This is a genomic window from Allotamlana fucoidanivorans (assembly GCF_006265225.1).
Classification (GTDB): domain Bacteria; phylum Bacteroidota; class Bacteroidia; order Flavobacteriales; family Flavobacteriaceae; genus Allotamlana; species Allotamlana fucoidanivorans.
Genome location: NZ_VDCS01000018.1, coordinates 1 through 18,957, shown reverse-complemented (window position 1 = coordinate 18,957; position 18,957 = coordinate 1). Strand labels below are relative to the sequence as shown.

Genomic DNA, 18,957 nt, shown 5'->3' with positions numbered 1-18,957 from the left:
TTAATAAATATTAATTGGTCATAAAAGACCAAACTTGTCCGATAGACTGTCCATCTTTATCATCTTTTGTTACAATTTTCCAATAATAGGTTGAAGCAGGGTTTAGGTTAACATTTGTAGTATTATTACTTTGATTATCACCTATTTTTTGTGTAGGCGGGTTAACGGTGTCAACATATACGTCATATGTCAATGGGTCATTATCAATATCAGTAGCTTCCCACTCTAAGGTAATTGAGTTTCCATTAATAGTTTCTCCGTCTGCAGGATTTATTGGCTGCGCAGGAAAAGGAATATGATTAGTTAAAGGTTCACCTTCTGTATAAAATCTAAATACAGATGAATATTCGCTTTCAAGGCCTTTAGTGTCCTTAACTTTTACACGCCAGAAATAAATAATACCTTTTTCTAATGAGACTGATTTAGATGATGTATTAGAATTCACAGACTGATCAATTGCCCCAAACCCAGAATCTTTTGAAATCTCTAGAATATATGAAACCTTATCACCATCAGGATCTGTGGCTGCATCCCAAGTGAATTCAACAGTATTGGAGGTACATAGCATATCGTTTTCAGGAAATGTTAATGATGTCACTTTAAAAGGCGCATTGTTTTTCGGTTCTGGAGGCGAACCACCATCATCACTTCCTCCAGAACATGCTATTGCAAGAGAAATAATAATACTTAAGCCGAAAGTATATTTTAGAAATTTCATCATCTTATTTTTTTATTATTTTAATATTTATTGGTTTATCTAAGACTAAATTAGCAAAATATACGCCTGGAGGATTATTGGTTAAATCAATAGTTATTTTTCCGTCAATGATAGTATATGTTTTTGCTTTTACAAGTTGCGTTGTCATGTTGTAAATTTCTATTGGAATCAGTCCCTCGTTGATAGGAATACTAATCTGGAAAACACCGGTTGTAGGATTGGGAAAAGGTTGAATGTTTGAATAAAAGTCAATAGATTTTATTATTTCTCCCTCACATGGTTTATTGGACTGTATTTTAACAATATCTCCTTGTGATACATCAACAGAAAAAGACGGTGATTGCGTTTCTAAAACCATGTCATTGTTTATATATACTTTATATGGTGTTGTCCCCTCTGAGAGTTCTATATTAAGTTTTTTATTTGATAGAGTAGACTTTGAAGTTATTTGCAATGCTTCGTCAATGTTTACAACAAAGCATTGTGATTCATTTATGCCTTTAATACTAATACACAATTCATAAGAGCCAGGAGTTAGATTAGTAATGGTTTTGTTCTTTGTAAAGGCAAAATCATTTCCGTCAAGGCTAATGTTGTAATCAGCCTCTGTACTGGCCTCAATGGTTAGTGTGCCGTTGTTTTCATCTGAACAAGTTTCAGAGGTAGTTAATATGGTAAATTGAGTATCTAATACAGAAACAATGTCACCTGAACCAGTATCTTCAATCGCATTTATGCCTGCTGTCCATCTGGTACCCAATCGCTCATATGCTCCAATGTCTGGACCAACACCCTTAAAGGGTTTTTCAAACCCAGAAATCACTCTTCCTTGATCTATTAATGCGCTATTTTCCTTTGGCATAAAGTCAAGGTTTTCGGGGTTTTCAAGCACAGATACGGCAGTTATTAAATTATCTTGAATATCAAATTCAGAAAGGTCATTGCCAGTAAACCAATCACCTTTGTTTGAAAAATTGTTATAAATTTTATTATCGGATTGCGTGTAGCCATTTACCCAAGAATCCATAGCACGTTCGGCATTCCAAATGGTATTGTGATAAAAATTTAAACCAACATTATTCCAATTAACTTGATAAGCACTCCAAGATACGTTCCAAACTACATTATGGTGCACAGTATAGCCCTTACTATTGTTATCTAAATAAATACCGGCAGCTTTAGCAGGACTATCAGGGCTGTGTGAATAAGCTGGCGCTGTTGCATCATGAAACCAATTGTGATGAATTTCGTTATTCTTGGGGTTAGCGTTGCCTACAGTATAAAAAATTCCTGAATCACTGTTAATTTTTTGAGAGGCAGAAACATCATTGTAGGCTACTTCGCAATTTGTTCCTGCTACATACATACCATCTCTACCTGTATTAAAAATAGTGTTTTTCAAAATTTTTAAATTATCAGCTGAGGTTCTTATAGGTGAAGCATGAATACCATTGTAATCTGTGTTGCTAATTGTATTTTTCTCAACAACGCAATTATGTGCACCAGCCCAAGCCATAATATGTATACCGCTTACAGAGCTATGATCTATAATATTACCTTGAATCAGGGTATTAGCACCCAAAACTTCTAAAGCGGCCTCACCAACCTGAGCAGAAGTATTACTAAGGGAATCATGCCCTTCACTACCATGAATAATTTTACAATTAATTATTTGATTGTTATCTGCATTGTTATGTATTTTTATGCTTCCTCCAAAGAAATCTAAGCCTTCTAATTTAACATAATCACCAGTTATTTCTGCAACATATTTTGAAACCGCATATTCAACTGTTCCATCCACAGGCAAGTTACCATCAGCAGGTTGAAAGTAGATCATGTTTGCAGCACTGTCGTAATACCATTCCCTAGCATAGTCTAATGCTTCAAGTTTATTGAACAAATAAAACTGTCCACGTTCGTTGCCCGGGTTACTTCTCCAAACTTCAGGGTTATGAATGCCAAAGGGCCATTTTGTAATATCAACTTGTTGGTGGTCAATTCTAGTCGCAGAACTCCCAGTAATAGGTCTTGTCCAACTTGTTCCAGAATGCGCTCCTAAGTAATACAAAAGCCCACCATTTTCCCAATCGATATCAGGAATTCCAGTGGCTGTAATATAGTTACCGCTACCACCACCCGATACGGGATGGCAATCAATGGTCCAACGGTTATTATCTGTGTTGTTTGGCCAACGCGCTAAATCCATGTACTCACCATGATGGTATACGGCACGAAATCGGCTATCAATGCTCATATTTACATTGGTTTTGTAAATAGTACCGCTGTGCTGTTGCCATCCAGTAAGTTTTCTAGTAGCCTTTATGTTAACAGTTTCTCCGTTAGCAGCTTTAAAGGTTAGGTAGCTTCCTGAGATACCGCTTTTATTTATGATTAAAGGTTCTTCATAAGTGCCTCCTTTTATGATGCAAATATCACCAGAAGTCATTACAGAAACAGCTTTACTGAATGATTTGTAAGGTGCATTTTCACTGCCATCATTTGTGTCATTACCATTTGTAGAGACATAAATAGTTTGTGAATAAATGGTGGAACAGATAAAAAAAGAAAGACATGAAATTAATAGTTTTCGCATTGTTTAAATCGTAAATTAGTGAAAGCGTTAAATTATAAAATGATAATTTTAATAAGGGTGTAATGTCTATTTATCTAGAAAACATTTAAGCATTTCTACAAAACAAATGGTTTAATCTTATTTTAATAATGATAAAAATTAACTTGACAGAAACTTGATCTAATTCATTTATGTACATTTGCTATCCTAACAATTATAAATGAGTAAAATTACCATAGCTATTGATGGCTTCTCATCAACAGGAAAGAGTACAATAGCAAAACAACTGGCAAAACATCTAGGATATATTTATGTAGATACAGGAGCTATGTATAGAGCTGTAACCTTGTATGCTATGCAGAATACGTTTGTTAGTCCTGATGCTTTTTATAAGGAAGCTTTAATTAGTAGTTTGAATGACATCAAAATCACATTTCAATTCAATGAACAATTAGGTTTTGCTGAGGTTTTTTTAAATGGTAAAAACGTTGAGAAGGCTATAAGGACACTTGAAGTATCAAGTTACGTAAGTAAGGTTGCGGCTGTTACTGAAGTCCGACAAAAATTAGTTGAGCAACAACAGGAAATGGGAAAAAATAAAGGGGTTGTTATGGATGGAAGAGATATTGGAACCGTAGTTTTTCCCAATGCAGAGTTAAAATTATTTATGACTGCTTCCGCTGAAAAAAGGGCAGAAAGACGTTTTAAGGAACTTAGTGATAAAGGTGATGCTGTTACCTATGAAGCTGTTTTAAAAAACGTAGAAGAACGTGATTATTTAGATACAACACGAAAAGATTCCCCACTTGTAAAGGCTATAGATGCTATTGAAATTGATAATTCTCACTTTAGCCTAGAGGAACAGTTTGATAAAGTTTTAAAATTATCAGAGGACAAAATCAAGGAAGTAAACGGAAGTATTGGTTAACAAAAGTAAAAAGCGAGTTTTTATACTAAAGACTCGCTTTCTTTCTATTCTCTATAACAGAAACTACAGATTAGGGATAATCAATTCTTGATCTGGATAAATTAAATCTGGATTTTTTAAAATATCTGAATTAGCCTTAAATATCTCTTGATATTTTGATGCATTACCATAATATTGCTTAGCTATTTTACCTAAGGTTTCACCACTTTTTACAGTATGTCTATGAAAAACACTGGCATCGGCAACTTTTATATCTGCCATTATATCTGAAGGGTTTTCACCACCAATTTCTTTTATTTTGTCCCAAAGTAAGTTTTTTTCATAAGGGGTTTTAGCGGTTCCCCAAACTTTTAGTTTGCCATCTTCTTCTTTTACATCACCGTTTTGAATGTTTAAAGATTCTCCTAAGTCTAAAACGGGTTGGTATTTTGATTTTGCAGTCATATTTAAAAAGGTTTTTATTAATTCAGATTGTTTTGGTTAAGGTAAAAAAATCCAAGCACTTTAAATTTAATAAATGGTTAAGATTTAGACACATTAAGAAGTAAAAAGTCACATTTTATTTGTTTTCTAATTATTAGGTAATTAGAATATTAATTTGTAATTTTGCACTCCTTTTAGCGAATCGTCGGGAAGATAAAAGGAAATAGAACACGTAATTAAATTTAACACTTCTGTATGTTACGCGCTTAAATCTCCTGAAACAAACAGAATACAAACAAAATGTGTTTACGTTATTATAAAGACAATACGTAAAACATTAAGTAATTAGCATAAATGGCTGAAAACGCAAAACAAGCTGAAGTTGAAGCAACTGAAGCAAAAACTGCCGAAGCTCCTCAAGTATCAGAAGCTCAAGCAAACCCTGAAAAATTCTTAAAAGAGTTCAACTGGCACAATTACCAAGAAGGTATTGATGAAGTTGATGATCAACAGTTAAAAGAATTTGAAAAATTAGTAGCTGAAAATTTCGTTGACACTTTAGATGATGAAGTAGTAGAAGGAACTGTAATTCACATTACAGATCGTGATGCTATCATTGACATCAATGCAAAATCTGAAGGTGTTATTTCTTTAAACGAATTTCGTTACAATCCTAACTTAGCAGTTGGTGATAAAGTAGAAGTATTAATTGATGTGCGTGAAGACGCTACAGGTCAGTTGGTATTATCTCACAGAAAAGCTCGTGTAATCAAAGCATGGGACAGAGTTAATAAAGCTCACGAAACTGGTGAAATCGTTAACGGTTTTGTTAAATGCAGAACTAAAGGAGGTATGATTGTAGATGTATTCGGTATTGAAGCATTCTTACCAGGTTCTCAAATTGACGTTAAACCAATTAGAGATTACGATCAGTACGTAAATAAAACAATGGAATTCAAAGTGGTTAAAATCAACCACGAGTTCAAAAACGTTGTAGTTTCTCATAAAGCACTTATTGAGGCTGATATCGAGGAACAAAAGAAAGAAATTATTGGTCAGTTAGAAAAAGGTCAAGTATTAGAAGGTGTTGTTAAAAACATCACATCTTATGGTGTATTCATTGACCTTGGTGGTGTAGATGGATTAATCCATATTACAGATCTTTCTTGGTCAAGAATCAATCATCCAAATGAAATTGTTGAGTTAGACCAACATCTTAACGTGGTAATCCTTGATTTTGATGAAAACAAATCAAGAATCCAATTAGGTCTTAAACAATTATCTAAGCACCCTTGGGAAGCATTAGCTGAAGAGGTAAAAGTTGGTGACAAAGTAAAAGGTAAAGTGGTTGTAATTGCAGATTACGGTGCATTTATTGAAGTAGCTGATGGTGTTGAAGGGTTAATTCACGTGTCTGAAATGTCATGGTCTACACACTTACGTTCTGCTCAAGATTTCGTTTCTGTAGGAGATGAAGTGGAAGCAGTTATCTTAACTTTAGATAGAGAAGAGCGTAAAATGTCTCTAGGTATTAAGCAATTAACACCAGATCCATGGACAGATATTACAGGTAAATATCCTGTAGGTTCTAAACACACAGGTGTGGTACGTAACTTTACTAATTTTGGTGTATTTGTTGAATTGGAAGAGGGTATTGACGGATTAATTTATATCTCAGATTTATCTTGGACTAAGAAAATTAAACACCCATCTGAGTTCTGTTCAGTAGGAGATAAGTTAGACGTTGTGGTATTAGAGTTAGATGTTGAAGGACGTAAATTAAGTTTAGGTCATAAACAAACTACTGAAAATCCTTGGGATAAGTATGAAACTGAGTTTGCTTTAGGAACATCTCACACAGCAGCAATTACTGATATTGTTGACAAAGGTGCTACTATAGAGTTTAATGAAGATATCGTGGCTTTTGTACCAGCACGTCACTTAGAAAAAGAAGACGGTAGTAAACTAGCTAAAGGTGAAACTGCTGAATTCAAAATTATTGAATTTAACAAAGAGTTTAAACGTGTAGTTGCTTCTCATACTGCGGTATTTAAAGAAGAAGAAGCTAAGATCGTTAAGCAGGCGGTAAGAAAAGCAGAATCTCAAGCTGCTGAAGCAAAACCAACTTTAGGTGATGCTAATGATGCTTTACAAGCTCTTAAAGATAAAATGGACGGGAAGAAATAATCTTTCTATACATTTATAATTTTTATAAAACTCCTCAATTTTTGAGGAGTTTTTTTTATTCATTTTTTTAAATAGAAGTTCATGTCTCCATGGTAAATAAGTTAAAAAAAAAGAAAAGTAAGTTGTCTTAAAACCTACATTTAAAAAACATACCCAAATAAGATTCTAATTTACCGTTTATACTTATGATTTTTTGCATTACCTTTGTGTACCAAACACGTTTGGATAGTATATGAGTCAAAAAGTTTTACTTAACGAAAAAGAGGTAAACATCATTCTTCACCGATTGGCTTGTCAACTTATTGAAAAACACAATGATTTCTCAAATGCCGTACTAATTGGTTTGCAGCCTCGCGGTGTTTTTTTAGCAGATAGAATTGCTAAAATACTCAAAGAGGATTATAAGGTTAAGAATATTCAATTAGGCCATTTAGATATTACATTTTTTAGAGATGACTTTCGAAGAAGTCATAAGCCTTTAGAAGCTAATTCAACAAAAATTGACTTTTTAGTAGAAGATAAAAATATTGTGTTTATTGATGATGTACTGTATACAGGAAGAAGTATAAGAGCTGCTTTAACCGCTATACAATCTTTTGGAAGGCCTAATGAAATAGAATTATTAACGCTTATAGATAGACGTTTTAGTAGACATTTACCCATTCAGCCAGATTATAGAGGGCGTCAAGTAGATGTTATTAATAATGAAAAAGTAAAGGTGAACTGGAAAGAACACGATAGTGAAGATTCGGTTTATTTAATTGAAAAATAGATAAAAGCAATGAGTGAATTAAGTGTCAATCACTTATTAGGAATAAAATATCTTAATAAAAAAGATATTCAACTAATTTTTGAAACGGCCGATCATTTTAAAGAAGTGATTAACAGACCAATCAAAAAAGTACCATCACTAAGAGATATTACAATAGCTAATTTATTTTTTGAAAATTCAACAAGAACCAAGTTGTCTTTTGAACTTGCTGAAAAACGCTTATCAGCAGATGTAATTAATTTTTCATCCGCACAATCGTCTGTAAAAAAAGGAGAAACACTAATTGATACCGTAAACAATATCTTATCCATGAAGGTGGATATGGTGGTGATGCGCCACCCAAATCCTGGGGCAGGTGTTTTTTTATCTAAACATGTAAAGGCCAGTATTGTTAACGCTGGTGATGGTGCTCATGAACACCCAACACAAGCCTTATTAGACTCTTATTCGATTCGCGAAACATTAGGTGAAGTAGGAGGTAAGAAGGTAGTTATTGTTGGTGATATTTTACATAGTAGAGTGGCGCTTTCAAATATTTTTGCACTGCAATTACAAGGTGCAGAAGTCATGGTTTGCGGTCCTAAAACGCTAATTCCAAAGTATATCAATGAGCTTGGGGTAAAGGTGGAAACCAATCTTCGTAAAGCTTTAAGTTGGTGTGATGTAGCTAATATGCTTCGAGTACAAAATGAACGTATGGATATTAGTTATTTTCCATCTACCAGAGAATATACCCAACAATTTGGGGTAAACAAACAGTTATTAGATACCTTAGATAAAAAGATAACTATCATGCATCCCGGTCCCATTAATAGAGGTGTTGAGATAACTAGTGATGTGGCTGATTCTAGTCAGTCTATTATTTTAGATCAAGTTCAAAATGGGGTAGCTGTTAGAATGGCAGTAATTTACCTCTTAGCATCAAAAATAAAACAGTAGATTATGATTTTAGACCAAAATGGAAATACATCTATAATCACGCAAGAAAAAGCTACGATTGTAGAGTTAACAAAGAAGATACAGGCATTATATCCAAAGTTTAAAAACAGCAATATTATCGTTTCATTAACATCTTTAGATCCCCTTGATAAGGGGGATATTCTTGAGTTTTTAGAACTATCTACCATACATAAAGCAGCTAAAAATTCATTTGTAATTGTATCAGATAAAGTAGATTTTGATGATGTTCCTGATGAAATTATTGTTGTACCTACATTGCAGGAAGCCTATGATGTTATTGAAATGGAGGATATGGAGCGTGATTTAGGGTTTTAACATGCATGCTTTTCAATTAGCTCAGGTAAACATTGCAGAGGTTCTTGCACCTTTAAATGACCCAATTATGCAAGATTTTGTTGGTAATGTAGATCATATAAATGCTATGGCAGATGCTAGTGAAGGGTTTATTTGGCGCATGAATGATGAGGACAAAGATGAAGGTGCAAAAATATTTCAAAACAATGCTTTGGTCATCAATATCTCTGTATGGAAGGATTTTGAATCTCTTTTTAAATTTACGTATCAAACAGGGCATGTAGACATCTTTAAAAGGAAGAAAGCATGGTTTAAAAAAATGAATAGAATGCATATGGCTTTTTGGTATATTCCTAAAGGCTATAAACCAACCTTTCAGGATGCCAAATACCGTCTTGATTATTTGAATAGTTATGGAGAATCACCGTTTGCATTTTCGTTTAAATCTAAATTTTTAGTTGACGATTTTTTAAACTATAAACCACTAAATGCATCCTCATGAGATTATCTATTCTAGGCTGTTATAGTGCTACGCCGCGTGCTTTAAATAATACAACATCACAGGTTTTAGAGATTAGTAATCATATGTTTTTAATTGACTGTGGAGAAGGAACTCAAGTAGAGTTGCGAAGACATAAAATTAAATTCAATAGAATAAAACATATTTTTATATCTCACTTGCATGGTGATCATTTTTTTGGTTTAGTCGGATTAATTTCAACATTCAGATTACTTACCCGAGAAGCAGACTTACATATCTATGGCCCAAAGGGTATCAAAGAAATTGTTACACTTCAAATGAAGTTAGCAGATTCCTGGACAAATTATAATTTATTTTTTCATGAGTTAACATCTCATGCTTCCGAACTTATTTTTGAAGATAACAAAGTTGAAGTCCACACCATTCCTTTAAATCATAGAATATACACAAATGGTTTTCTTTTTAAGGAAAAAAAAAGGGAACGTAAGCTAAATATAGAGGCTGTTAAAAGAGCAAATATTGATGTGGCCTACTATAGAAAACTGAAGCAGGGTTATGATGTAAAAAATGAAGATGGAATCTTGATAAAAAATGATAGTGTTACGTTTCCTGGGAAAAAGCCGAAAAGTTATGCGTTTTGCAGCGACACTATGTTTAAAGAAGATATTGTACCCATTATAAAAAATACAGATGTACTCTATCATGAATCTACATTTTTAGAGCAGCATGCACATTTAGCAGAACGCACAAAACATGCAACGGCTATTCAAGCCGCAGAAATTGCAAAACAAGCCCAGGTTAAAACACTTATTCTAGGGCATTATTCTACGCGGTATGATAGTATCAATTATTTTAAAAAGGAGGCCGAACAGATTTTTAAAAATGTACTGTTAGCGGAAGATGGGAAAACGTTTGATCTATAATTAGTAATTTAAACGTTGTACCCATTCAATAGCTTCATCTAAAGACAGACATGATTTTATTTCAACATCGCTAAATCTGTTTTCTAAAGAAGCATTTAAATACATAATGTAGTTATAATACACTATACACGTACCAATCATCTCAATAACGGCTTTGTTAGAATTTATTTTTGCCCAATGGCTGGGGTCTATAGAATAAGAGTTAACTCTATTAGAAACATAACCTAATTTTGCTCCTGCCCCATAGAAATCGATAATTTCTTTTAAAACCAATTCAATTTTAGGCCAGTCAAAGTGTTTCTCAGAATGTATTTCAGAAATTACAAAGTTTTCACAAAAAAAGAAGGTTCCAAAAGGCATTTCTAATTTGTGATGACTTAAAAGTTTACTTTGTAACGATTCTTCAAATTTCATTTTAGTTCTAATTAGAGAGGTTGCAAAACTACAATGTTTGTTTAGTATTTTGTCTATATAAAATAATAAAATTTTGTTATTTTGTTATTATGGAAAAGGATTTAAGCAATTATAGAAAATCATACGAAAAAGGAGAACTAGTATTAAATAAGGTGCCTGATAATCCTATGGAATTATTTCAAAAATGGTTTCATGAGGTTGACACACACTTTCCGCAAGATGAAACAAATGCTATGACTATTTCTACTATTGGTAAAGATGGTTTTCCTAAAAATAGGGTTGTTCTGTTAAAACGTTATACCTATGAAGGGTTTATATTTTTTACAAACTATAACAGTGAAAAAGGAAAAGCGATTGAATTAAATCCAAATGTTTGTTTATCCTTTTTTTGGGCAGGAGCAGAACGGCAAATTATCATAAAAGGGAAAGCAGAGAAAATAGCAGAAAATTTAAGTGATGGATATTTTGAATCTAGGCCAAGAGGTAGTCAGTTAGGAGCTTTAGTCTCTAATCAGAGCGCCGTTATAGAAAATAGAGCATATTTAGAAAATAAGCTTAAACTATTTGAAAAACAGTATGAAGGAAGAACTATTGATAGGCCGAAACATTGGGGAGGTTATTTAGTTAAGCCTGTAGAAATTGAGTTTTGGCAAGGTAGACCCAATCGATTACATGATCGTATTAGATATAGACTGGAGGAGGACTTTAGTTGGTTGACAAATCGATTATCTCCTTAATTTATACGTTAAATACTACTTTTTTAATTAAAAAAAGTGCATTTTACCGATTAAAAACTTATATATACGATTAAATGTTTGTTTTTAATCGGTTTTAACATTTTATTAACAGCCAATAGAACTTCTACTAGGTAAATTTAAAAGACCAAACCCAAATTTACCTAGCCATGAAGTTATTCCGTAAGATGACGCTTTTGGTTCTTGTCATGAGTATGACACTTTTTTCTTGTTCAACAGATAGTATTGAAGATGAAGTTGATGCTCTAGAATTAAAATTAACTGCGGCTTCAACCAAATCTATTGAAATTGAAATTTTAAACTTGATTAACGATTACCGCCTTTCAAAAGGTTTAAATCCATTAAGTGATATGGATATTATTAAATCTGTAGCCAATAGCCATACAGATTATATGGTTGAAAAGAACACAGTTTCTCATGATAATTTTTATGTGCGAAGCGACTATTTGAAATCTAATGCAGGCGCACAAAAAGTATCTGAAAATGTGGCGTATGGGTTTAGTACGGCAGAGGGTGTGGTTGACGCATGGATTGAGAGTGAGGCGCACCGCATTAATCTTGAAGGAGATTTTACAAATTTTGATATCTCTGCTGAAAAGAATGAAGATGGAAGGTGGTATTTTACCAATATATTTATTTCAATATAAATGTGTTGTAAATAGCATTTAAAATTTTTCTTAAGGGATTTGACCGAATTGAATGAACTCAATAAATCTTATGAAGTTCAAAAATATCACGGGTGAGACTATGCAATTGACTCAAATGCTGATCGTGGAATTTGAATTTGGAATGGTTCATAGAATTCCATTTATTTCAACTGACAATACTGAAAAAATAAAACTGTCGGATTCAATAACTGAACTAACCAAAATAAATTAATAACAACACGGCAATACCATGTAAAAAATTACTTTGCTCTTGCCTACTCGCAAAATCCTACGGATTTATCTCTGGGTCGTTACATTTTTAGTAAGCTAGTTGCTCAAACCCTCCACGATCCTTTAGCAAACAGATGGAGAATGACTGATGTAAGTAAAACAGACATTAAAAAAAACGTATTTAAGTCATAAAGATTAAATACGCTTAAGATGTTTTATAGTAAATAGTGTTGGTTATTTCATTTTGATAATAATAAACTCGGTACGTCTATTAAGTTGATGTTCAGCTTCGGTGCAATTGATGGTTCCATTACAACTATTAGTCAATTGACGCTCTCCAACCCCTTTATATTCAATGATTCTTGAAGCATCAATACCTTTTGATACTAAATAATAATAAGTAGAATAAGCTCTTTTTCCAGATAACTCATCATTGTATTCTAATGAACCTCTTGAATCGGTATGCGATTCAATTCTAATAACCATTTCAGGATATGTATTTACCATGAGATCAACGACCTTATCTAGTTCTAAAGCAGCGTCTGGTCTTATATTTGATTGGTCAAAATCGAAATAAATGATACCTAAATCAGCAAGAACAGGTACATCGGGAATGGGCGACAGTTTAATATCTCCTTTTATACTTTTTACCGAATTTTCTAAGTTTTTGGAAGTAATGTTCAAGAAATTCTGTTCATACTTTGGATGTGAAGCATTGAGCTTGTATTCTGAATTTCGATCAATATTTACTTGATAATAGCCATCTTCATCTGTTTTTAAGGACACTATTTCATTTCCTTCATTATCAAATAAAACAACTTGAGCATCTTCTATAGGTAAATTATTGAGTTCATCTTGAATATGGCCTTCAATTATTAATGGAGGTATTCTGTCAAAAGCATAAATATCATCACTGCCTATTCCGCCTTTTCTGTTAGACGCAAAGTAACCAGATAGACCATCGGTGCTCATAAAAAATGAAAAATCATCTTTACTTGAATTTACAGGAATGCCTAAGTTTAAAGCACTAACTAGTTGCCCTTCCTTGTCTTTAACTGTTCCAAACACATCGAGCAATCCTAAACCAGGGTGACCATCAGAAGAGAAGAACAGAACTCCTTCGTTATTAATAAAAGGAAATAGCTCGTCTTTATCTGTATTTACTATATACCCAACGTTTTGAGGTGTTCCGTATGAATTATCGGCGAGAATATCAACATAGTAAATGTCTGATCCGCCGTAACCGTTAGGCCTGTCTGAAGCAAAATATAGCTTTGATTCATCTTCATTTAATGCAGGATGCCCATTGGAATAATAGTTGCTATTAAAGGGGAGTTCCTCAATATTTGTCCATTTTCCATCAATTAGACTAGCCTTATAAATTTTTAAATTTGAAACACCGGCATTATTTTTACTTAACACATTTTTTAGAAAAGCTGTTCTAGAAAAGTACATGGTGTTACCATCTTTTGTCAAAGTGACAGGACCATCATGAAATGCTGAGTTTACTTTGCCTTTTAATTTTGATTTATGGTTAACAACACTATCATTTTTACTTTTTTCGGTGACGTAAACATCTAAAAATGGCTCATTATTCCATCCGTAAATATGTTTTCTTAAAACACCTTGATCTCGTGATGAAGCAAAATAAATAAGACCGTTATTTTCAATAGCACCAAAATCACTAAATTCAGAATTAAATTGAATAGCATTGTTCAAAAAATAGTGTTGCTTAGTATTGAATATGGAATTAATAAAATCTGAATCTTTTAGGAACTTTTGTTTATTAATTTTCCCTCCAGATTTTTTATAGCGCTTTAACCATGTGCGAGATGCTTTATAATTTTCAGTGCCCCTTAAAGCTTGGGCATAATAGTAATAATATTCAGTAGGAACATTTTTTTGTTCTATAGCTTTTTGATAATATATTACAGCACTATCAGGCATTCTCATATAAGCATAGCAATCTCCAAGACGCCTTGTGGCATAGTCAACATTATAGTTTTTATTAATGAGTTCTTTATAAACTTCTTTAGCGTCATAAAAAGCGAACTTATTAAAAAGATTATCGGCACGTTTTTGTTTACCACTTTGAGCCATAGAAACTATGTTAAGTAATAAAACTATAACAGTAAGTGTGTAATTCTTAATTTTCATTTGTGCTCTTTTTTTAGTTAAAACCATCAAACTTACATTGATTGTTATTCCATTTTAATAACAATGAATTGCGTACGCCTGTTTAATTGGTGAGCTTCCTCTTCGCAATTGGTGCCATCTTGACAACCATTGGTTAATCGTCGTTCACCAAAACCTTGATGTTCGGTTATTCTTGAGGGATCAATACCCTTTGAAATTAAGTATTCATAGGTAGCATTTGCTCTGTCTATAGATAGTCTGTCATTATATGTTAATTCTCCTCTAGAATCGGTATGCGATTCAATACGTATTACCATTTCAGGGTAGGTGTTTTGCATTAAATCAACAATCTTATCCAATTCAATTGCTGCATCTTTTCGAATGTTATGTTTATCAAAATCGAAGTAAATGGTATTTAATTCAGCCAGTTTGACTACATTTTGAATTGGGTTTAATAGCAGATTAGCTGTTATTGTAGTTAGTTCAATTTGAATGTTTTTTGAAGTAAACATTCTATAATCTTCAATATATTTATCTTGATTAGCTACAATTTTATAATCCTTATCTCTATCAATATTTATTTCGTAATAACCATCTTCATCCGTTTCTACATAGGCAATTTGTTGATTATTCTCATCAAATAGTGTAATTTTTGCATGAGGTATAGGTTTAGTATTAATGGCATCGGTTACCACGCCTTCTACATTTAATAATGGAACTCTATGATAGGCATAGATATCATCACTACCTTTTCCTCCAGTTCTGTTTGAAGCAAAATAGCCTGTAATGCCATTGGGATTCATGGTAAATGCAAAGTCATCTTTATTAGAATTAACAGGAACCCCTAAGTTTATAACATCTACAATGTTTTTTTCATTTTCTCCTTTTATAGTAGTGAAAATATCCAGTAAGCCTAAACCGGTATGCCCATCAGAAGAAAAGAATAAAACATCTTCGTTATTTATAAAAGGAAAGCCTTCTGCATTTTCTGTATTAACCACATTCCCCAGATTTCTTAAATTGATTAAAGAACCATCTGAATGTATATCAACCACCCAAATATCAGACCCTCCATAGCCTCCAGGTCTATCAGAGGCAAAATAGAGTTTGTTTTCATCTTTATTAAGAGCGGCATGTTGAGTAGAAAATTCATCGCCATTAATAGGTAAATCTTCAATATTTGTCCATTTATCATCTACCCATGTAGCACGATAAATTTTCATGTTGGTTAGCCCTTTTTTATCTTTAATTTCGGTATTCTTATTAAAGTTATTTCTTGAGAAATACATGGTTTTACCATCTTTTGTAATGGTGGCTGGACCATCGTGAAGAATGGAATTTACATCTCCAATAACTTTATTGGTGTGATCAACATTTGTTTTGTTGTTTACATCAGTAACATAGATATCAAGAAAAGGTTGCTCATTCCAACCGTACAGTCGTTTAACCGAAACGCCTTCATCACGCGAAGATGCAAAATACACTTTGCCATTATGCTCAAAAGCACCAAAATCACTATATTTTGAATTAAATCGTACACGGTCAAGAAAATATTGTTGCTTTGAACTAAATACACTGCTAATAAAGTTGATGTCTTTTGAAAAGTCATTGGTATTTACCACCCCACCAGAATCTTTAAATCGTTCTAGCCATTCTTGAGATTCCTCATATTTTTTTATACCGCGTAGTGATTGCGCATATTTATAGTAATATTCAATAGGAACTTTTTCTTGTTTAACCACGCTTTTATAATATCTCGCAGCATTTTTGGGGTCACGCATAAGGGCATAACAATCTGCTAATTTTCTGGTAGCGTAATCTTTATTGTAATTATTCTCAATAAGTTCTCTATATACCTTTGAAGCTTTTACAAAAGAAAATTTATTGAATAAGGTATCTGCTCTTTTCTGTTTTCCTTGTTGCCCAAATAGAGACACACTTAGGAAAAGAGCTAAACAAATGAAAATGTAGTTCTTTTTGTTCATGACAGATTGGGATTAAAAGTATCTAGGAGACTTGAGTTTTGAATTCATAAATTTGAACTCATAAATAAGTAAAATTTCATGTGTACCTGTTGTGTATCTGGCAATATCTGAAATTGGTTTTTCGTAAGCATATCCAATTCGCAATTGTCTTGAAATCTGAAAATCAACAATACCACCAACAGCAGCCGTTTGCTCATTAATTCTGTATGAACCACCAAGCCAGAATTTCTCGTTGAATAAAAAGTTGGCCGTTATATCATATGACATTGGGGCGCCATTGGTAGCCTTTATTAAAAATGCAGGTTTAAATTTTACTTTCTCACTTAAATCGACTACAACGCCTCCTGTGAAATAGTAACTAATACGTTCTAGGGCTTCATAACCATTCTTGTTATGTAAGTCATTGTTTAACACTCTTGGAGTCGATAATCCTAGGTAAAACCTATTAGTAGTATAGTAAGCCCCTAAACCTACATTGGGCGTCCACCTGTCTTCAGTACCATAAATTAAAGGGTCGTCAATATTGCCTGGATCCAACCTAAAATCTGAATCAAAACTAAATTGAGTAAAGCCTCCTTTGATACCAAAAGCTAGTTTTCCTTCTTTACCTACAGGAATGCCATATGAAAAATCAGCATAGAGATATGTGAAGTTTTGTGGCCCTAAATCATCTTCAATAAAAGATAAACCTAAACCTATTCTATCATTTCTAAGCGGTGTATGAATAGATAGTGTTTGTGTAATTGGCCCACCTTTAAAACCAACCCATTGGCTTCTGTGTAACCCGATAATACTTAAAGCTTCCCTACTTCCTGCGTAAGCAGGGTTTATGGCAATCGTGTTGTACATGTATTGAGTAAACTGTGGTAGCTGTTGTGTAAATCCAATAGCACAGCTAAACAATGCAATAGCGATTATATAATGTTTAGTACGTTTCATAGGTTAATGGTTTATTTGGTTCCTAGGTAAACAGGGCCTGTTAAAGGACTTAATCCACTATCTTTCAAGTTAATGATATAATAATACGTTCCGTTAGGTAATTTTCCAGCATTTCCGATGGCCGATTTTGGAGCAGAGCCATCCCAGTCACCCGAAATTCCAGAAGTTTCTGTGCTTCCCAAGGTATAATTGTCTGATTCATAAACTAAAGCCCCCCAACGGTTAAATATTTTAACTTCAGCAACAAATCCACATAAGTCAATTCCTGTGATATCAAAGGTGTCGTTTACACGATCACCGTTAGGAGTAACCGCTTTTGAAATTACAATATCATTTTCACCACATGGAAGCACCACACAATCGGCATGTATATTTAAATTGTATTCTGTAACACTAATACAACCTGCATCTGTTGTAGTATAGGCAAACTTATAATCAATTCCGCCATCACTTGGTAAAAAGTCTTCACCAATTTTAAGCTTTGTAGGGTTGAAAACACTTCCATCTAAAAGAGCGTTTAGATTTCCTTCTAAAAGCGTCCAAGTACCATTTCTATTTAGATTTCGTGGTAAATAGTCGTTCAATTCTACAATACCATCTTCAAAACATCTACTTTCAGCAAATTCTTCAGTAACCACTTCACTTAAGGTCACTGAGATGATTTGTACATAATCCTTAGAGTTGTCACAGTCATCTTTAACGGACCATGTTCTTACAATTTCATAATCTGTAGGTTCATTTTCATTAAATGAGTTTGTTTCATTAAACACTACTGTAACGTTTGAAGAACAATTATCAACGAACTCTAAATTTGGTATTTCAGGGATGTCTGTACAAATTACGTTTATCATACCTTCAAACGTAGTTGTTGGCACTGGTGCCGTTGTATCTTGAATGGTTATGATTTGTTTATGGCTAACAGTATTATCACACTTATCGGTTGCCATCCATGTACGCTCTATTAAGTAGTTTGAAGGACAGCTTCCATCAATTTTTGTTTCATTAAATGTAACGGATACATTACCACAAGAATTTGATGCTGTTAGTGTTTCCGAAGTTGGAATGGCATCACATTCTACTGTTACATCTGCAGGTAAAGTAGTTTGGTCGAATTTAGTACCTTGAACTGGTGTCAAAGTAAAATTGGCACTAACCTGAATGGTTTCGCAAACATCATCGATGGTCCATGTTACGGTAACTGTTCCACCCACACATAATTCAGGAATAGATACAGAAGCACTATTATTTGTTAATTCTGGAGAACAACCACCACCTAAATTAATATTGGTTGATTGAGTATTTACCCAATTAAGGAATGCTTGGTCAACGCCTACTTGATCATCAAACTCACAGGCATCAGCTGTATCATCAGAAGGACTAGTATAGCTTACTGCTTGCGGTTGTGTTAGGGTATAGGTAGCAGTAGGATTAGTAGAGCCACAGATATCTTCTACCGTCCAGGTAATGGTTACCGTACCTCCCGTACAGAAGTCAATAGACTGATTGGTAAAATCATGCGATACGCTCGGTGAACATCCCCCCGCTAAACTGCTATTAATACTATTAGTTTGTGCCGTTACCCAAGCTGCGAT

The 18,957-nt window shown here is 33.5% G+C and carries 17 protein-coding genes; 9 read left to right on the top strand and 8 right to left on the bottom strand.

Annotated features, from left to right (window positions below; all coding sequences use genetic code 11):
• Positions 1–10 precede the first annotated feature (10 nt).
• Both FGF67_RS15785 and FGF67_RS15780 read right to left on the bottom strand, forming a co-directional pair.
• Positions 11–721 carry a fibronectin type III domain-containing protein gene (locus FGF67_RS15785; protein ID WP_139698731.1) on the bottom strand — a complete coding sequence of 237 codons (711 nt, stop codon included), beginning with the start codon at positions 719–721 and terminating at the stop codon, positions 11–13.
• Position 722: 1 nt separating this feature from the next.
• Positions 723–3,311, bottom strand: a complete 2,589-nt coding sequence (locus tag FGF67_RS15780) for a right-handed parallel beta-helix repeat-containing protein (RefSeq protein WP_139698730.1) — start codon at positions 3,309–3,311, stop codon at positions 723–725.
• A 199-nt stretch (positions 3,312–3,510) separates the two neighbouring features.
• Between FGF67_RS15780 and cmk the strand changes: the two genes are divergently transcribed.
• The gene (cmk, locus tag FGF67_RS15775) at positions 3,511–4,218 is read left to right on the top strand and encodes a (d)CMP kinase (protein WP_139698729.1); all 708 of its coding nucleotides are present in this window, start codon (positions 3,511–3,513) and stop codon (positions 4,216–4,218) included.
• A 63-nt stretch (positions 4,219–4,281) separates the two neighbouring features.
• Here the strand turns inward: cmk and FGF67_RS15770 are convergent, their stop codons facing one another.
• Positions 4,282–4,662, bottom strand: coding sequence for a LysM peptidoglycan-binding domain-containing protein (locus FGF67_RS15770; protein ID WP_139698728.1), 381 nt, complete (start codon positions 4,660–4,662; stop codon positions 4,282–4,284).
• Positions 4,663–4,995: 333 nt separating this feature from the next.
• Between FGF67_RS15770 and rpsA the strand changes: the two genes are divergently transcribed.
• The 6 genes from rpsA (at position 4,996) to FGF67_RS15740 (ending at position 10,258) form a co-directional block, all read left to right on the top strand.
• Positions 4,996–6,828, top strand: coding sequence for a 30S ribosomal protein S1 (rpsA, locus tag FGF67_RS15765; protein ID WP_139698727.1), 1,833 nt, complete (start codon positions 4,996–4,998; stop codon positions 6,826–6,828).
• 232 nt (positions 6,829–7,060) lie between these two features.
• Positions 7,061–7,600, top strand: a complete 540-nt coding sequence (gene pyrR / locus FGF67_RS15760; protein ID WP_139698726.1) for a bifunctional pyr operon transcriptional regulator/uracil phosphoribosyltransferase PyrR — start codon at positions 7,061–7,063, stop codon at positions 7,598–7,600.
• Positions 7,601–7,609: 9 nt separating this feature from the next.
• Positions 7,610–8,539 carry an aspartate carbamoyltransferase catalytic subunit gene (locus tag FGF67_RS15755; RefSeq protein ID WP_139698725.1) on the top strand — a complete coding sequence of 310 codons (930 nt, stop codon included), beginning with the start codon at positions 7,610–7,612 and terminating at the stop codon, positions 8,537–8,539.
• A gap of 3 nt (positions 8,540–8,542) precedes the next feature.
• Positions 8,543–8,875: a ribonuclease Z gene (locus FGF67_RS15750; protein WP_139698724.1), complete on the top strand. Its 333-nt coding sequence runs from the start codon at positions 8,543–8,545 to the stop codon at positions 8,873–8,875.
• Between the two features lies 1 nt (position 8,876).
• The gene (locus FGF67_RS15745) at positions 8,877–9,356 is read left to right on the top strand and encodes a DUF3291 domain-containing protein (protein ID WP_139698723.1); all 480 of its coding nucleotides are present in this window, start codon (positions 8,877–8,879) and stop codon (positions 9,354–9,356) included.
• Positions 9,353–10,258 (top strand): ribonuclease Z, encoded by a 906-nt coding sequence (locus FGF67_RS15740; protein ID WP_139698722.1) that lies wholly within the window; start codon positions 9,353–9,355, stop codon positions 10,256–10,258. Before FGF67_RS15745 ends, FGF67_RS15740 begins: the two co-directional genes overlap by 4 nt.
• On the opposite strand, the gene FGF67_RS15735 is transcribed toward FGF67_RS15740, so the two are convergent.
• Entirely contained in the window at positions 10,259–10,672 is a 414-nt protein-coding gene (locus tag FGF67_RS15735; RefSeq protein WP_139698721.1) for a hypothetical protein, read from the bottom strand.
• 89 nt (positions 10,673–10,761) lie between these two features.
• Between FGF67_RS15735 and pdxH the strand changes: the two genes are divergently transcribed.
• Positions 10,762–11,409, top strand: a complete 648-nt coding sequence (pdxH, locus tag FGF67_RS15730; protein ID WP_139698720.1) for a pyridoxamine 5'-phosphate oxidase — start codon at positions 10,762–10,764, stop codon at positions 11,407–11,409.
• 167 nt (positions 11,410–11,576) lie between these two features.
• Positions 11,577–12,074, top strand: a complete 498-nt coding sequence (locus FGF67_RS15725) for a CAP domain-containing protein (protein ID WP_139698719.1) — start codon at positions 11,577–11,579, stop codon at positions 12,072–12,074.
• A 465-nt stretch (positions 12,075–12,539) separates the two neighbouring features.
• On the opposite strand, the gene FGF67_RS15720 is transcribed toward FGF67_RS15725, so the two are convergent.
• The 4 genes from FGF67_RS15720 to FGF67_RS15705 form a co-directional block, all read right to left on the bottom strand.
• Positions 12,540–14,462 carry an OmpA family protein gene (locus tag FGF67_RS15720; RefSeq protein ID WP_139698718.1) on the bottom strand — a complete coding sequence of 641 codons (1,923 nt, stop codon included), beginning with the start codon at positions 14,460–14,462 and terminating at the stop codon, positions 12,540–12,542.
• A gap of 44 nt (positions 14,463–14,506) precedes the next feature.
• Positions 14,507–16,426: an OmpA family protein gene (locus tag FGF67_RS15715; protein WP_139698717.1), complete on the bottom strand. Its 1,920-nt coding sequence runs from the start codon at positions 16,424–16,426 to the stop codon at positions 14,507–14,509.
• Positions 16,427–16,438: 12 nt separating this feature from the next.
• Positions 16,439–17,365, bottom strand: coding sequence for a PorP/SprF family type IX secretion system membrane protein (locus FGF67_RS15710; RefSeq protein WP_139698716.1), 927 nt, complete (start codon positions 17,363–17,365; stop codon positions 16,439–16,441).
• Positions 17,366–17,376: 11 nt separating this feature from the next.
• Positions 17,377–18,957: gliding motility-associated C-terminal domain-containing protein (locus tag FGF67_RS15705; RefSeq protein ID WP_139698715.1), on the bottom strand; the 1,581-nt coding region annotated here is incomplete at its 5' end.

Bases quoted from the DNA above. Each gene is read 5' to 3' on its own strand.
- FGF67_RS15755 (WP_139698725.1), top strand. From the start codon at position 7,610: ATGAGTGAATTAAGTGTCAATCACTTATTAGGAATAAAATATCTTAAT.
- FGF67_RS15780 (WP_139698730.1), bottom strand. From the start codon at position 3,311: ATGCGAAAACTATTAATTTCATGTCTTTCTTTTTTTATCTGTTCCACC.
- FGF67_RS15710 (WP_139698716.1), bottom strand. From the start codon at position 17,365: ATGAAACGTACTAAACATTATATAATCGCTATTGCATTGTTTAGCTGT.
- pdxH (WP_139698720.1), top strand. From the start codon at position 10,762: ATGGAAAAGGATTTAAGCAATTATAGAAAATCATACGAAAAAGGAGAA.
- FGF67_RS15735 (WP_139698721.1), bottom strand. From the start codon at position 10,672: ATGAAATTTGAAGAATCGTTACAAAGTAAACTTTTAAGTCATCACAAA.
- FGF67_RS15750 (WP_139698724.1), top strand. From the start codon at position 8,543: ATGATTTTAGACCAAAATGGAAATACATCTATAATCACGCAAGAAAAA.
- FGF67_RS15785 (WP_139698731.1), bottom strand. From the start codon at position 721: ATGATGAAATTTCTAAAATATACTTTCGGCTTAAGTATTATTATTTCT.
- FGF67_RS15770 (WP_139698728.1), bottom strand. From the start codon at position 4,662: ATGACTGCAAAATCAAAATACCAACCCGTTTTAGACTTAGGAGAATCT.
- pyrR (WP_139698726.1), top strand. From the start codon at position 7,061: ATGAGTCAAAAAGTTTTACTTAACGAAAAAGAGGTAAACATCATTCTT.
- cmk (WP_139698729.1), top strand. From the start codon at position 3,511: ATGAGTAAAATTACCATAGCTATTGATGGCTTCTCATCAACAGGAAAG.
- FGF67_RS15720 (WP_139698718.1), bottom strand. From the start codon at position 14,462: ATGAAAATTAAGAATTACACACTTACTGTTATAGTTTTATTACTTAAC.
- FGF67_RS15715 (WP_139698717.1), bottom strand. From the start codon at position 16,426: ATGAACAAAAAGAACTACATTTTCATTTGTTTAGCTCTTTTCCTAAGT.
- FGF67_RS15725 (WP_139698719.1), top strand. From the start codon at position 11,577: ATGAAGTTATTCCGTAAGATGACGCTTTTGGTTCTTGTCATGAGTATG.
- rpsA (WP_139698727.1), top strand. From the start codon at position 4,996: ATGGCTGAAAACGCAAAACAAGCTGAAGTTGAAGCAACTGAAGCAAAA.
- FGF67_RS15745 (WP_139698723.1), top strand. From the start codon at position 8,877: ATGCATGCTTTTCAATTAGCTCAGGTAAACATTGCAGAGGTTCTTGCA.
- FGF67_RS15740 (WP_139698722.1), top strand. From the start codon at position 9,353: ATGAGATTATCTATTCTAGGCTGTTATAGTGCTACGCCGCGTGCTTTA.